The sequence below is a fragment of the Flavobacterium arundinis genome (genome assembly GCF_038289855.1).
Taxonomy (GTDB): Bacteria; Bacteroidota; Bacteroidia; order Flavobacteriales; family Flavobacteriaceae; genus Flavobacterium; species Flavobacterium arundinis.
Window position 1 is genome coordinate 336,218 of the sequence record NZ_JBBYHR010000004.1, and the last position, 15,105, is coordinate 351,322.

Below are 15,105 nucleotides of genomic sequence, written 5' to 3' on the forward strand. Positions count from 1 at the left end.
ATTCCAGTATAGCAATGAAACATTACGAAGATAACTTTGCGCACGGCCACCTGCCCCACCCTTCGTTGCAGGCGGAGTGCTTTACAGGCCATCAGGACTTTGAGTTCCCTGACGACCTGAATTGCGTGGAAAAGCTGCTGGACAGGCATATCGCTGAAGGTAATGGCGACAGGATAGCGATTCGTACTTTTGAGAGCAGCTGGACATTTCAGGAATTATATGAGAAGGCCAACCAAATAGCGCATGTGCTAAAGGATAATCTTAATTTTATGCCGGGCAACCGCGTGCTAATACGGTCGGCGAACAACCCGATGTATGTGGCCTGCTGGTTTGGGATATTGAAAGCGGGCGGCATCGTGGTGGCAACCATGCCTTTGTTGCGTGAAAAAGAATTGAGCGTAATGGTGGAATGCGCGGAGATATCCCATGCGTTTTGCGATTATACTCTTGAAGATGCGATGCTGGCTGTGGATTCACCATTCCTGAAACATATCGTTACGTTTGACGGTTCGGGACAGCACGTTTCCAAACTGGAGACCCTGATGGGCAACAAACCGAAGACGTTTGAAAACCATCCTACAAAAGCAGACTCACTATCCATTATAGGCTTTACGTCCGGCACGACCGGCAAGCCAAAAATGACATCACATTATCATAAGGACATTTTGCTGATATGCGAGGCATTCCCAAAATATTCCTTACAGCCAACACCAGATGATATTTTTACAGGCAGCCCGCCACTTGGGTTTACCTTTGGTTTGGGTGGGTTGGTATTGTTCCCATTTTACTATGGGGCATCGACGTTTTTGATAGAAAAACCATCGCCGGATTTGCTACTAAAAGCGATTTCAGAACATAAAGTAACAGTATGTTTTACAGCACCTACAGCTTGGCGAATATTGACAACTAAAGTAAAGGATTTTGATATTTCCTCGCTGCGCAAATGCGTGTCGGCTGGGGAAACATTGCCTGTAAAGGTTTGGGAAGACTGGTATGAGGCTACCGGATTAAAGATCATCGACGGTATCGGTTCGACCGAAATACTCCATATCTTTATATCCTCGAATGAGGAGAATATGCGCAAAGGTGCCACGGGACTGCCGATCCGAGGCTATGAAGCGAGGATTCTTGATAATAAAGGTAATGAGATCACTGACGGCACACCAGGACGACTTGCCGTGCGCGGGATCACCGGATGCAAGTACCTGAACAGCCCCGACAAGCAGAAAGAATACGTGGAGAATGGCTGGAACATTACCGGCGATATTTTCCTTAAGGATGAGGACGGTTATTTCTGGTTCGTGGCACGCGGTGATGATATGATCATCTCGTCAGGCTACAATATTGCAGCCATTGAGGTGGAAAGCGTTCTGCTAACCCATGATGACATTGCCGAGTGCGCTGTTGTCGGACTGCCCGATGAGAACCGTGGGATGCTGGTATGCGCCTACGTGGTCTTAAAAGACAAAGAAAAAGCAAGTGATGCCTTTACAAAGGCGATACAGGACTGGTTCAAGGAAGTGGCCGCGCCATATAAGTATCCGCGTGAGATACGCTATATGGATGCCCTGCCGAAGACCGAGACCGGAAAAATACAGCGATTTAAACTAAAAAATACAGTTCAGGCCTGATGCAAAAATTTATAAAAAAAGAGACCGTCCGTTTCCAGCACGTGGATTTTGCGGGCATCGTGTTCTACCCGCGTTTTCTGGAAATGCTAAATAATATAGTAGAGGATTTTTATGACGAGGTGCTTGGGCTTCCGTTCAAAAGCATCCACAAGACCGGTGGAATACCTACGGTTGACTTAAAGATACAGTTTAAGAAAGCGGCCCGATTAGGCGATGAACTAACAAAATACCTTTGGGTGAAAAAACTGGGCACATCGTCAATGCAATGCGGATTTACCTTTGAGCATGCTGATGGATCGATCTGTCTTGAAGGCGAGGTGTCGCTGGTGCGTGTGGAATTTGCCGAAGGCCGCGATGAGATAAAATCGAGCCCGTTCCCGGAAGATATGAGGGCAAAACTCGAGGAGTATTTGATCCCGGATATGAGGTTTTAGAGAAGATTAAGAGATAATAGATGTGAGATGATAGACTTTACGAAACTGATAGGTCGTAATTCGTAATTGATAATTCGTAATTTAAAAATATGTTGGACTTACCAAAATTTAAGGCTGCGGCGGTGCAGGCCTCCCCTGTTTTCCTGGATGTGGATGCAACGGTGGATAAAGCAATTTCCATAATTGCCGAAGCTGCCGGAAACGGCGCGTCATTAATCGCCTTCCCTGAGGTTTTTGTGGCCGGGTATCCTTACTGGAACTGGATCATGACACCGGTACAAGGCAGCAAGTGGTATGAGAAGCTGTACGTTAATTCCATTACCGTTCCCGGGCCGGAAACAGATAAAATTTGCCAGGCTGCGAAAGAACACGATTGCCATGTAGTTATTGGTGTGAATGAGCGTGGGCAGAGCTTTGGGGAACTTTATAACACCAACCTTATCATTGATAATAAGGGCATGCTTGTAGGCAAGCACCGCAAGCTGGTTCCTACCTGGGCCGAAAAGCTCACGTGGACAGGTGGTGACGGTTCATCGCTGAAAGTTTATAACACAGAGATCGGCCCGATAGGGACATTGGCCTGTGGCGAGAACACCAATACATTGGCGCGTTTTACGCTGCTGACACAGGGCGAGCTTATACACATAGCTAATTATATTTCCCTGCCCGTTGCCCCACCGGATTATGATATGGCGGAAGCAATAAAGATACGTGCGGCGGCACATTCGTTTGAAGGGAAGCTATTTACCATTGTGTCGTGCTCCACCATTACGAAGGAGATCATCGATATTATGAAGGAAGACGTGCCGAATGCAGAGGAGTTGCTGACCCGAAAGAACAGCGCGTTCTCTGGCGTTATCGGACCGAATGGCGCAGTAATCGGCGAACCGCTTATTGATGAGGAAGGAATTGTGTATGCGGACATTGACCTGTCGAAATGCATACAGCCCAAGCAGATGCACGACATATTGGGGCATTATAACCGGTTTGATATTTTCGATCTGCGTGTGAATACGGCCCCAAGGAAAAATATTACGTTTACGGATGGCGACGAAAGCGGCCAAAAATAAAAATGGAAAGCCACTAGCCCTGACTGAAGCGGCATCCCCTGCTTTTTCGGCGGGGATATAGCGGAAGGCAGGAAAAGGGATGGCTGATATGGACTGGCCAATCCGCTTCAAATAGCTTAATGAAAATGGAACGCGGATTTGGCGGATTGTCGCGGATTTTCTATAGTTGCTAAATAGCGATTTAAGGCGGATTTTACAGCTTCGCTGCGGGTGGAAAAAAAATAATTCAACTAATTAATTTAGTATGGAAACAAAACATGACGATAGTGTTTTAGGCCGGGCGCGGGTGCAGGACACCCCGGAGCTTGAAGCGTACTACAAAGAACTGGAAGCACTTGGCGCAGGTGCCTTGTGGACCGTGGCTAACGACATTGAGCCGTGGGAGCCGCGTACCTCTTCGGTGCCGATGCTTTGGAAATATGAGCAGCTGCGGGAACTGGTATTGAAATCATCGGAACTGGTTACGCCCGAACAGGCAGGCCGCCGCGTGGTGTACCTTGTGAACGACAAACGTCGTGATGTGAGCGCTGCTGTGGGTTGGCTATACACCGGCATCCAGGTGACGCGCCCGGGCGAGAGCACTTCGGCGCACCGGCACAGGGCTTCGGCACTGCGCTTTATTATGGAGGGTGAAGGCGGCTATACCGTGGTAGACGGCAATAAGATAATGCTGGAAGTCAACGATTTTGTGATAACACCCAACAGTACCTGGCACGAGCATGGTGTAGAAGCCGGCGGCAAAACGTGCATTTGGCAGGACGGGCTGGACATTCCGCTTGTGAATGCACTGGAGGCCAATGACTATGCGGTCTTTGACGGAAAGCAGCCATTGACATCGCCGGTAAACCATTCGCCGATGACGTATAGTGGCGTAGGTTTAGTGCCAGCCGACAAAGAGTGGGATAAGCCGTACTCTCCCCTGTTTAAATATTCGTGGAAACAGGTATATCCTGCACTTTTGGAAGCCGCGAAAGTGAATGAAGGTTCGCCCTACGATGGCATCCTCATGCATTACACCAATCCGCTAACAGGAGGCCACGTTATGCAGACCATGGGGGCTTCGATACAATTATTACGACCAAGCGAGCATACTATGGCGCACCGGCATACGGGTTCATTCGTTTACCAATGTGCGAAGGGCCACGGCTACTCTATCATTGCAGGCAAGCGCCTGGACTGGAAGGAACGCGATATTTTTTGCGTGCCGTCGTGGGCCTACCACGAGCATGTTAACTTGAGCGAAACGGAAGATGCATGCCTGTTCTCGTTCAATGACCTGCCGGTGATAATATCATTGGGGTTGTACCAGGAAATGGCGCATCCTAACGAGCGTCAATAGGTTTGGAGTTCGGGGTTTAGGGTTTCGGGTTGCCTATTGGAACATGAATACCTTTTGCTTACGATGGTAGAGACGCAGTGCCTGCGTCTCGCGATTTGCATTATGTCAGACGCAGGCACTGCGTCTCTACAATGAATAGAATTAAAAATAATAGACAAACAACAACCAAAATATAATGAAATTAGTTACCTACAGGATAAATCATGCCCCGGAAAGCCTGGGATTTGTGGACGAGAATATGATCATTGATGCGCATAAGCTGGGGCAAATTAAAAGCAGCCACCTGCCGGACAACATGCTGGAATTTATCGACCTTGGCATTGAAGGCATCAACCACGCCGTGCATTTGATGAATACGGCTACGAAGGAAGAATTGCTGGAGTGCTCGATACCTTTGGCGAATGCCACGCTTTTGGCGCCGATACCGAAGCCACGTAAGAATATCTTTGGTATTGGACTGAATTATACAGAACACGTGGCGGAATCGGCTAGAACTTTGGATACATCCAAAGAACTGCCGCAGGAGCCGGTCATCTTTTCGAAGCCGCCTACCGCTGTGACAGGCAATGACACCGATATTATCCATAACCAAAAGATCACACAGCAGCTGGACTGGGAGGTGGAACTTGCGGTTATCATTGGCAAACACGGAAAAAATGTCCCGAAAGAAAACGCTATGGATCACGTTTATGGCTACACGGTTATCAACGATATCAGCGCACGCGACTGCCGCCGTGCCGGGCAATGGATCGTGTCTAAAGGGCAGGATACGTTTGCACCGATGGGTCCAGTATTAGTGACCCGCGACGAGATAGCCGACCCACACAACCTGAACTTACGCTTAACAGTAAACGGGGTGGAGAAGCAGAACTCGAATACGAAATTCATGCTTTTCAATATTGAAGACCTGGTGCAGGACCTTAGTAAGGTTTTCACTCTTGAGGCCGGCGATATTATTGCAACCGGAACTCCCGCAGGCGTTGGCGCAGGCAGGAATCCTCAGGAATTTATGTGGCCTGGCGATGTGGTAGAGGCGACTGTTGAGGGCATTGGAACGTTACGGAATACCATTGTGGATTCGGAAGACCTTAAATAATCAATAAAAAGCACCAAATAACAAGCATCAAATTCCAAACATTAGGACGGTAACCGACTTTGTTATTTGGAATTTGGAACTTGAAATTTATTAAATTGGAATTTTAAAGAAAATGAAAAAGACATATCGGATCGGCCAAATAGTGCCGAGCTCAAATATTACCATGGAAACAGAGATACCGGCATTGCTTCGCTCACGCGAGACGATATCTCCGGAACGTTTTACTTTCCACTCCAGCCGGATGCGCATGAAGAAAGTCACCAAGGAAGAGCTGGAAGCCATGGATGCGCAAAGCCTGAAATGTGCGCAGGAACTGAGCGATGCCCGTGTAGACGTAATGGGTTATGCCTGCCTTGTGGCCATAATGAGCATGGGGCGCGGCTACCACTGTGTTTCGGAAACCAACCTGCATGAGGAAACTGTGAAGAACGATGCCCCTACTCCTATCGTGACAAGCGCCGGGGCATTGATAAATGGGCTGAAAGTGCTTGGTGCCAAAAAAGTCGCAGTTATCACGCCTTATATGAAACCATTGACACAGCTTGTTGTCGACTATATAGAACACCAGGGATTTGAGGTAATGGACTTCATAGCCCTTGAGATTCCTGATAATTTAGAAGTAGCGGCACAAGACCCGATGAACCTGTTGGATATCTATAAGCGCCTTGACCTTACAGGTGTGGATGTGCTTGTGGTCTCCGCCTGTGTGCAGATGCCATCACTTGAGGCTATTGATGCCATTGAGAATGAAATTGGAATTCCGGTGACATCGGCGGCGGTTTGTACTACGTATGAAATGCTGAAGAAGCTGGCACTTGATACCAAAGTGCCTATGGGTGGGGCGTTGTTGAGCGGAAAATATTAAATAAGCCCCCTAACCCCAAAGGGGGAACAGCTACCTGATCCTGCTTTTGCAATTGCTACACAATTCAGGCCTTGCGTTATCAATAGTCGCGATCTTCTCGACGGCATCGGTCATGACGCATTTTTTGTTGGGGCAGTGTGGCAGCCCAAAGTTGTGGCCCAGCTCATGGATAACTACTTTTTTAAAGCGCCCAAAATGTACCTCTTTATCTTTGTGCTTTAGGCGAAAGCCGGAAACAATGCAGCTTTTCCCGGGGCAGTATGCCAGTCCCATAATGCCGAAATCATTGTATTTCCATTCCGGGGTTTTGATCTTGCCGTTAGCATCGTGTTTGGTTACGGATATATCGCTTTCGGTCAGCCCCAATATGTAATCTATACTATCAGGTATGATGCGTTGCTGTATTGCAATGAGGCTGTCAGCACGGTAACGCGGGGATTTTATATTTACGAATGCTGTTTTGGGCAATTCCTTTTCAGGCAATAATTTTGTTTCGATGCCGTAATACTCCTTTATGGACTTTTGCACCATAGCGACTTTTTCATGGCTAATCCCTTTGTAGGGAATGATGCCTACGACGGTTTCTTTCTGAATAGGCTTCTCGCTGCAGGAAAGCAATACCAGGAAAGCGGCTAGCAAAATAAATCTTCTCATGCCCAAAAATATAAAATTCCGTATGCTGTGCATCTGTTTAGTCAGGGAATTTTAAATGTTTGAAACATTTGTATAACCAGCAACCGTAATTTTGCAAAAAAAATGTGTTTAGTAAGGTTTTTGATGGATTTTTTCGTCAATAATGCACACCTGCATACCTTAAAAAATTGCTATTTTTACCCTTCAAAATAAACAAACATACCTCTATGCATTACCACATCATTGCTGCGGCACCTGCTGCATTCTTTTCGGCGAATGCCCGAATAAATGTAAAACCTTTATCATCAATTACAAACCAAACAAAAAACTAAAAACCATGAAGACAATATTTATTTATATAATTGCAGTAATTGTAATCGCGATCATAATCCTCGTATTAATAGCAAGAGGCAAGACAAGGCGACAACTTCAAAAATCTAATAACAATATACAGGGATTAAAAGATGGCAAGGCAAACCATGAGTTTGAGATGCCGGGACCGCTTGATGGAGCTTCGATTTCAAAAATTAAAAATGCATTAGCGGCACAAAATTTCAGGATAATTGATAACGTCAGCGATGGTATTATTGCCTACTCGGGTAAAAATGAGGATGCTACTTTACATGGATGGCAGAATATAGACAGCCTGAAACTGCCTTTGCGTATTGTGGTGACCAATACACCAACGGGTAACATCAAGGTGAAATTTTCAGATGATTACGGCTTCCAGATTTTAAATACTGCACAAAAGGAAAAATTCAACAATGTATACAGCCCGGCTTTTACACATTACGAAACCCTTTTAAAAAATATTTAATTGATACCCGGGTGGGATATTTTACAAAGGTGTTCGGAAGACGAAAATGTTCTTGTTGCGATTAAAACATAGAAGCTACTTATAATTTTTTACCACAAGGGACACGAAGATTTACACAAGGCGCACAAGGAAAACCGCCAAATTCGGAAGGTCACAAGGCTTTGTGTCCCTTCTGAGTAAACATTTTATAGCTCTGCTTTGTGATCTTCGTGAAAAACCTTGTGTCCTTCGTGGTAAAAATCTTTAAAATAAGTCTTCTGAACACCTATGGATATTATACCTGCCTGACATAACTAAAAAACATACATTCTATGCGTTATCATATTATTATTGCGGCGCTGGCTGCATGCCTTTCGGCGAATGCCCAGGTTTACAAAGACACTAATGCACAGGTAGAAACACGTGTTGAAGACCTGCTTTCTAAAATGACCCCTGAAGAAAAAATCGATTACATAGGCGGTTACAAGGGTTTTTATATTCGTGGCATTGAGCGCCTTGGCCTGCCAGAAATAAAAATGACCGACGGCCCGGTGGGGACCCGAAATGATGGTAAAACTACGGCCTACCCTGCGTCTATACTCACTGCCGCAACCTGGGATACAAATCTTGGATTCAGGCTGGGTGAGGCTTTAGGCAATGATGCCCGTGAGCGCGGTGTACATATACTACTGGCTCCCGGCGTAAATATTTACCGTGCCCCAATGAATGGGCGTAACTTCGAATACCTTGGCGAAGACCCATATTTGTCAGGTGAAATGGCAGTGGGTTATATTAACGGCGTACAAAGTAAAAAAGTAGTAGCTACCGTCAAGCATTATGCCGCCAATAACCAGGAATGGGACCGCAATAACGTGAGTTCGGATATGGATGAGCGAACACTGCAGGAGCTATACCTGCCTGCATTTAAGGCTGCTGTGGCCAAAGGAAAAGTGGGCGCCGTAATGGACAGTTACAATCTAATAAATGGTGAACATGCTACGCAAAACAGCCACCTGAATAATGATATTTTAAAAGGAGACTGGCGCTTTGACGGTATAGTGATGTCCGACTGGGTTGCGACCTATGATGGTGTTGCTGCAGCAAAAGGCGGGCTTGACCTCGAAATGCCAAATGGTGCATTTATGAACCGCGCAACATTGCTGCCAGCCTTGCAGAACGGTACACTTGACCAGCACATTATTGATGATAAAGTGCGCCGTATACTCAGGATCATATTCCGGTTTGGTTTTTACGATACCAAATACACAATGGCTGAACCGCTTAAACCGAATCCGGAGAGCGAGAAAGTGGCGCTGGACCTTGCCCGTAGCGGTATTGTACTGCTTAAGAATGAGAGCAATATCCTTCCACTTTCCAAATCAGTTAAAACCATTGCCGTTGTAGGCCCAAATTCTAAAGGTTATATTGCAGGCGGTGGCAGTTCATATACAGAGCCTTTTCACAGTACCGGCCTGTTAGACGGCATTAAAGCTGCTGCGCCCGGCGTTACGGTGAATTTTGTGGATAACAGCATTCCTCAAATGGAGAATTACATTGCTTCGTCTCCTTTTTTTGATGGCAAAGGATCTAAAACGCACGGACTTAAAGCGGAATATTTTAAAAACAAGAATCTTGAAGGCAGGCCGGTGGCAACCTTTACAGATAAAAGCATGAACCATGACTGGCCAGGAGTGCCTGACGTTATGGGTATTCCCGAAGATAATTTCTCCATACGTTTTACAGGGGTAGTACGTCCCGATAAGACGGCAACTTATAAATTTGGCGTTCGTGGTGATGATGGCTTCCGCCTTTACGTAGATGAAAAACTTGTTATCGATATGTGGGCCGACCACGCTCCTACCCTCAAAATGGCCGACCTGCCGCTTGAAGCCGGCAAAGAATACAACGTTCGCCTTGAGTTCTATGAAAATTCCGGTGGTGCAGTGATCGCATTTGCCGTATATAATGAGGTGATCGACTTTAGTGCCGCTGAAAAGGCTGCTGCCAGCGCCGATGTGGTTATATTGAGCGCGGGATTTAATATGTCGAGTGAAGGTGAAGGTTTTGACCGTACGTTTGAGCTTCCTCCGTATCAGGAAGATCTTATAAAAGCGGTGACCAAAGCCAACCCAAATACTATTGTAGTATTATATGCCGGAGGAAATGTAGCCATGCAAAACTGGCTGCCAGGGACCAAAGGCCTGCTGCATGCCTGGTATCCGGGACAGGAAGGCGGTACAGCTATTGCCGAGATACTCTTTGGGACTGTAAACCCAAGCGGGAAACTGCCGGCAAGCTTTGAAAAGCGTTGGGAAGACAATCCCACTTACGACAGCTATTATGATGCCGACAATAACAAGCGGGTGACTTATGGTGAAGGGCTAAATGTGGGCTACCGCTTTTACGACAATAGCCGTACCAAGCCTCAATTCCCATTTGGATACGGCCTTTCCTATACTGCGTTTGAATACTCTGACTTAAAGGTTTCGGGTAAAGGCACGAATGTTACCGTGACCTATAAAATAAAGAATACAGGTAATTATGACGGCGCTGAAATAAGCCAGGTATATGTACATCAACTGGAGAGCCCGGTTTACAGGCCTTTGAAAGAACTTAAAGGCTTTAATAAAATATTCCTAAAAAAAGGAGAGTCAAAAACTATTTCGGTAGCCCTTGATGCCGATGCCTTCTCTTACTATAAGAGTGATAAGAAAGCTTTCGGTTATGATCCGGGGACTTTTGAGATCATCGTTGGGGCATCGTCAGAAGATATAAGGCTGAAAGGCAACGTAAAGGTGAAGTAGTTCGGCGTTTACAAAATTCGTAAAACAAATAATCCGCTATGATGCATAGGCACTTAGCGGATTATTTATTTTCTACTATTAAAAAAAGGATTATGCCAATGCTTTAAAATATTGCAACAGTACGGCATCATTTTCCCGCATTGGTGTAAATATTTCAAGAATTTTCGGCTGGCCCGATTTTTCCATAAAAGAGTATAAAACAGTTTTTAAATCATGCTCATTTGACGCAGATTGATATCCGAAACCATACATTTTTGCCAAATGCTCTGCCGTAAGGTTGTGGGCGGTTTCAAAATAGGTATTGAACACTTCATTTTCAGAGTGTCCCGGCAATATCCTGAAAATGCCCCCACCGCCATTATTGATAAGTACTATTTTAAAGTCTTTCGGGATATAATTATTCCACAAAGCATTGCTGTCGTATAAAAAGCTGACATCCCCTGTAATCAGCACGGTTTCCTTTTGGCTTCCCACTGCCGCGCCTATTGCAGTCGACGTACTTCCGTCAATACCGCTTGTGCCGCGGTTACAGAAAACCTCGATATCCTCACGCATTTCAAACAGCTGCGCATAGCGTATAGATGCGCTGTTGCTGATTTGCAATTGCGAATTATGGGGCAATGCAGGCAGTATTATTTCAAACGCTTTAAAATCAGAGAAAGGTATTTTAGATAAATATTCATCCTGCTTAACCTGCCTGTAGGCCTTCAGTTCCTGCGCCATCTTATTATAGTGGCTTGCTGTGGTTCCGGTTTTCGAAAGCAAGTTTTTCAGGAAACTATTAGCGTCAGTTGTAAAGTGTTGTGTCAATGCGCCAAAGGTGTCATAAGCCCTTAATTTGTCAATGTGCCAGTGTTCTGCCGGACTGTATTTGCGCAGCCAGGCTTTTACACGTTTGGAAACCACCATACCGCCAAATGTCACCAGTATATCAGGCCGCCATGCTTCAAAGTCATCATGGGAGAATGGCGTAATAATCGTATCAATACTGCCCAAAAAATTCTCATGGTGCAGGTTAGCCAGTGTCTCAGTCATTACAATAACCGAGGGGTCGTTCGCCAGTTGTTCAATAATAGCTTTATCTATAGTATGAGGGTCGTTCACCCCTACCAATACAAGCTTCTTTCTCGCGGCATTCCATTTTGCAATGTACGGAGCCAGATCTTCCTCAACTTCCGGTTCTTCAATAATAGTATCGAATACAGGTGCCTGTATGGAAAGACCCGTTACCGTTTCATAAAGCGGCTCTTCGAAGGGTGCATTGATGTGTACCGGCCCTTTTTGCCGTAAAGCGATATTGATGGCCTCGTTTATCCTGGTATCGTTTTCTGCGGAAGCGTCCTCGAGAAGGTTGGCGTTATATAGTATATGGTTCGCATAGACATTTTCCTGCCGTATCGTCTGGCCGTCGCCAATATCGATCTTATCATGCGGCCTGTCGGCAGATATAACGATCAGCGGTATCTGGCTGTAAAAGGCTTCAGCAACTGCCGGATAATAATTCAATAACGCCGATCCCGACGTACACACTACAGCTACCGGTTTTTTTAGCTGCTGTGCCATACCTGTTGCAAAAAAGGCAGCACAGCGCTCATCGGCAATACTGTAACAGGTAAAGTTGGGATTGTTGGCAAACCCTATGGTTAAAGGTGCATTGCGCGATCCCGGGGAAATAACAATATCAGTAACTCCTTTAGCGAGGCATATTTCGATAATACTCTGTGCCAAAGGTATTTTAGGATAGATCATTTATTTAATTACGTTAAATGTAATAAGCATTGTAGTTATAAAAAGAAATGTAAGCCCCGCAAGGAAAACAATATCGGCAATCTTTTCATACTGGGGTTTTGGCGCCAGCCTGCTGCTCCGCATTGAAAGGTACGAAAGCATACTGCTCGCCATAAACATTACAATAGCGGCGGCGGTAAATTCATCGATAAGCGATGCCTCACTTGAATTTGATATCCTGAGGGAAGTGAGTACGACAAAACACAACCCCAGCAATGTTGATGAAGTTGTGAGTATGTGCGGAAAATTGTTATCCCCGGCCATTATCAGGCTTTTATCCAGCCAACTATTTCAGGGGAGGTAGGCAATGTCTGGGGTTGTATTACTTTTTCAAGTTCGCCATTTTCGTTGATAAGGTATTTCTGGAAGTTCCATTCTACCTCGCTATCCTGGAGGCCGTTTTTGCTCTTTTGAGTAAGAAACTTGTATATTGGGGCCATATCGCTTCCTTTAACGGATATTTTATCCATCATTGGGAAAGTAACACCATAATTCATCTCACAAAACTCAGCAATCTCTTTATTGGTACCGGGCTCCTGCGACGCAAAGTTATTGGCAGGGAAACCTACGATCACGAACCCTTTATCCTTATATTCTTTATACAATGCCTCAAGATCCTTATACTGGGGTGTAAGGCCGCATTTTGATGCCGTATTTACAATAAGCACTTTTTTGCCTTTAAGAGATGCAAAGTCAAATTCTTTGCCGTAAAGGTCTTTTACCTTAAACTGGTATATGGTTTCTTTTGCCATTGGTTTGTTTTTTTCGGTTGCTTTTGCAGTGGTTTTCGTCTGGGCCTGGTTTTGGCAGCTGCACAAAAGCAGCAGTCCGCATGCCAGCATTACAATATTTTTCATGGTTATTTAATTTATATAAAATTACGGAAAAAAGGATAAATCACATCAGGAACATACTACTATCTGATCCTCCTTTATTATATTTCGCTGTATTCGCCTGTCTCATGAAAAAACTGGAACAGCCTGTTCTGTAGCTTGTGGTCATCATCCCTTTCGAGGAGCAGGCTAATGGTGTCTCCTATTCCATTTTCGGCAATCACAACTGATTTATATGTTTCAGGATGCCTGTCCGAGTATTCATCCTGTGTGTAGAACCTTGAGACCGGGAGTAATTTATATCCGCGAATTTTAAGTTTCTTATTGTTAAAATTATTTTTGAACAATTGAGGAAAAATTACATTCAGCGCTTTTTCTTTTTTCGTAAACACATCATATTCAGACAACTGAGAATCCTCAATTCGTGATTCATATTTTTCCATCCTTTCACGTTTTGCAAAATAGTATTTATCTTCCTCAGATCCTTTCAAAGACAGCTTTGAAGATAACTTTACATTTACCAAAAGCTGTTTTTTTGCTTCATACTTCGGCTGGTCGATGTGTATATTGAGCAGTTGTGCCGACTTAAAACCAATCTGGCCCGGAAAATTTTTCTCAAGAGCATCCTTTACATACTGGTTGATAATGATCTTCCTATACGAAAAGGTATATAGGTCATAATAAGATTCCAGACTATACGCTTCAGGAGTAATTGTTACCGAGTACCGTATCGGTAAATGCTCTTCTCGTAATGCTGCCCTGATTGTTTCTACATCATCCAGGTTATTGATCGTTGCCTTAACCGGGCCATACTCCTTATTTTCATCAAAATCGTCCAGGGAAAAATGAAAGGCGTTATTGGTATATGCCAAATCCTTATTGAGTGTGTCAGAAATTATTTGAAGGACATAGAACTTTGTGTCTGTCTTTACTTTTTTTGGCTGAAGATTGACTTCCTGGTAATTGTGTTCGGGCAATTTAAATTGTTCAAGCACTTTCTTTACATTCTCACTTACTAAAAGTGACGTACAGCCGGAAAACGAACTAAATCTCGGAATGTCATATAGCCTGTCGGGGCCCTCCTGCAATGACCCGTTTACGAGGGTAGGGATCACATCCATAACGAATGGTTGTTGATATTCGCGATATTCCCTGTATATTTTTGGGTCTTTTGCTTCAAACTCCGGTGTCAGCCCGTGAATATCCAGTTTTAAAGGCTCGAGAAAATAATAACGTTGGGCATAATTGAATTTATTTTCGAATATTTTTTCAAGGGAAATTTCATCAATAATTGGTTTGAAAACTTCATTGTAAATAACCCTTTGGTTATGATAAAATTTGGTTTTATTAAACACTTTATCAAAATCCTCATCATTATATTCTTTAATACTTTGCGAATCGAAAACAACTTCCGGAACGGTTGAAAGGCTGTACTTATCGATCATCTCCTGAGTAAGGTAAGGATTAATCTTCATGATAATCATTTTTTTTGAATATTTCGATGCCATTTCCTCTGTAAGTGGCAGGTTTTTATTCCGTCCTAAATAATACCATTGCAGGCGCTTTTTAAATTTCTCAATCTTTTCAATATCCCATACTATTGCTTCATTCCAGGCCAGTTCATGCCATGTAAAATAGTCCTCATATTTTTCCAGGAATTCAGTATTCCAATCAATAACACGATTTTTGCTTATTGCGTTCCAGTCCAGTTCATATTCATACCTGTCTATAAAAGAATAGGTTAAAGGGAAAAATTCGCAGGTATGCGATAAAAAATTATCCCAATAATATCGGATTATAACTTCTGTTTGCATAA

The 15,105-nt window shown here is 44.4% G+C and carries 13 protein-coding genes; 8 read left to right on the plus strand and 5 right to left on the minus strand.

Going from position 1 to position 15,105, the window contains the following annotated elements; translation table 11 throughout:
* The first annotated feature begins 14 nt into the window (after window positions 1-14).
* The 6 genes from AAEO56_RS09815 (at window position 15) to AAEO56_RS09840 (ending at window position 6,435) form a co-directional block, all read left to right on the plus strand.
* Window positions 15-1,631, plus strand: coding sequence for an AMP-binding protein (locus AAEO56_RS09815; RefSeq protein ID WP_341696872.1), 1,617 nt, complete (start codon window positions 15-17; stop codon window positions 1,629-1,631).
* Window positions 1,631-2,065, plus strand: a complete 435-nt coding sequence (locus AAEO56_RS09820) for an acyl-CoA thioesterase (RefSeq protein WP_341696873.1) — start codon at window positions 1,631-1,633, stop codon at window positions 2,063-2,065. Before AAEO56_RS09815 ends, AAEO56_RS09820 begins: the two co-directional genes overlap by 1 nt.
* Window positions 2,066-2,154: 89 nt before the next feature.
* On the plus strand, window positions 2,155-3,135 hold the full coding sequence (locus AAEO56_RS09825) for a carbon-nitrogen hydrolase family protein (protein WP_341696874.1): 981 nt from the start codon (window positions 2,155-2,157) through the stop codon (window positions 3,133-3,135).
* Between the two features lie 244 nt (window positions 3,136-3,379).
* Window positions 3,380-4,474, plus strand: a complete 1,095-nt coding sequence (locus tag AAEO56_RS09830; protein WP_341696875.1) for a cupin domain-containing protein — start codon at window positions 3,380-3,382, stop codon at window positions 4,472-4,474.
* Window positions 4,475-4,649: 175 nt separating this feature from the next.
* Window positions 4,650-5,570: a fumarylacetoacetate hydrolase family protein gene (locus AAEO56_RS09835; RefSeq protein ID WP_341696876.1), complete on the plus strand. Its 921-nt coding sequence runs from the start codon at window positions 4,650-4,652 to the stop codon at window positions 5,568-5,570.
* Between the two features lie 112 nt (window positions 5,571-5,682).
* Window positions 5,683-6,435, plus strand: coding sequence for a maleate cis-trans isomerase family protein (locus AAEO56_RS09840; RefSeq protein ID WP_341696877.1), 753 nt, complete (start codon window positions 5,683-5,685; stop codon window positions 6,433-6,435).
* 30 nt (window positions 6,436-6,465) lie between these two features.
* On the opposite strand, the gene AAEO56_RS09845 is transcribed toward AAEO56_RS09840, so the two are convergent.
* Window positions 6,466-7,089: a zinc-dependent metalloprotease family protein gene (locus AAEO56_RS09845; protein ID WP_341696878.1), complete on the minus strand. Its 624-nt coding sequence runs from the start codon at window positions 7,087-7,089 to the stop codon at window positions 6,466-6,468.
* 316 nt (window positions 7,090-7,405) lie between these two features.
* Between AAEO56_RS09845 and AAEO56_RS09850 the strand changes: the two genes are divergently transcribed.
* On the plus strand, window positions 7,406-7,885 hold the full coding sequence (locus AAEO56_RS09850) for a hypothetical protein (RefSeq protein ID WP_341696879.1): 480 nt from the start codon (window positions 7,406-7,408) through the stop codon (window positions 7,883-7,885).
* A 311-nt stretch (window positions 7,886-8,196) separates the two neighbouring features.
* Window positions 8,197-10,668: a beta-glucosidase gene (locus AAEO56_RS09855; RefSeq protein ID WP_341696880.1), complete on the plus strand. Its 2,472-nt coding sequence runs from the start codon at window positions 8,197-8,199 to the stop codon at window positions 10,666-10,668.
* A gap of 90 nt (window positions 10,669-10,758) precedes the next feature.
* On the opposite strand, the gene menD is transcribed toward AAEO56_RS09855, so the two are convergent.
* The 4 genes from menD to AAEO56_RS09875 all read right to left on the minus strand — a co-directional run bounded on the left by menD (window position 10,759) and on the right by AAEO56_RS09875 (window position 15,103).
* Complete coding sequence (gene menD, locus AAEO56_RS09860) at window positions 10,759-12,417, minus strand: 2-succinyl-5-enolpyruvyl-6-hydroxy-3-cyclohexene-1-carboxylic-acid synthase (protein ID WP_341696881.1); 1,659 nt, start codon at window positions 12,415-12,417, stop codon at window positions 10,759-10,761.
* Complete coding sequence (locus AAEO56_RS09865; protein ID WP_341696882.1) at window positions 12,418-12,720, minus strand: hypothetical protein; 303 nt, start codon at window positions 12,718-12,720, stop codon at window positions 12,418-12,420.
* Window positions 12,721-12,722: 2 nt separating this feature from the next.
* Entirely contained in the window at window positions 12,723-13,313 is a 591-nt protein-coding gene (locus AAEO56_RS09870; protein ID WP_341696883.1) for a glutathione peroxidase, read from the minus strand.
* Between the two features lie 77 nt (window positions 13,314-13,390).
* The gene (locus AAEO56_RS09875; RefSeq protein ID WP_341696884.1) at window positions 13,391-15,103 is read right to left on the minus strand and encodes a hypothetical protein; all 1,713 of its coding nucleotides are present in this window, start codon (window positions 15,101-15,103) and stop codon (window positions 13,391-13,393) included.
* Between the last annotated feature and the right edge of the window lie 2 nt (window positions 15,104-15,105).